Here is a 489-nt window from a genome sequence, read left to right on the forward strand (position 1 = left end):
ATACCCGATTATTATCCACGCCAAATTCCTCGACTAGTGAGCTGTTACGCACTCTTTAAATGAATGGCTGCTTCCAAGCCAACATCCTAGCTGTCTTAGCAATCTGACTTCGTTAGTTTAACTTAGCTGTCATTTCGGGGCCTTAGCTGATGGTCCGGATTGTTCTCCTCTCGGGCACGGACCTTAGCACCCATGCCCTCACTCCCGGGGTAAAACTGATGCGCATTCGGAGTTTGTCAGGACTTGATAGGCGGTGAAGCCCTCGCATCCAATCAGTCGCTCTACCTCACATCAGTAATCCTCGAGGCTGCACCTAAATGCATTTCGGGGAGTACGAGCTATCTCCAAGTTTGATTAGCCTTTCACCCCTACCCTCAGCTCATCCAGAAGCTTTTCAACGCTTATTGGTGCGGACCTCCATCTGGTGTTACCCAGACTTCATCCTGGCCAAGGGTAGATCACTTGGTTTCGCGTCTACCGCATCCGACT

At 50.5% G+C, this 489-nt stretch carries 1 rRNA gene; it reads right to left on the reverse strand.

What is annotated here, in order from left to right:
• Positions 1-489 (reverse strand): 23S ribosomal RNA (locus tag NW213_RS16835); the annotation flags it as partial.

The sequence above is a fragment of the Bacteroides sp. ET336 genome (assembly GCF_024733815.1).
GTDB classification, from domain to species: domain Bacteria; phylum Bacteroidota; class Bacteroidia; order Bacteroidales; family Bacteroidaceae; genus Phocaeicola; species Phocaeicola cellulolyticus.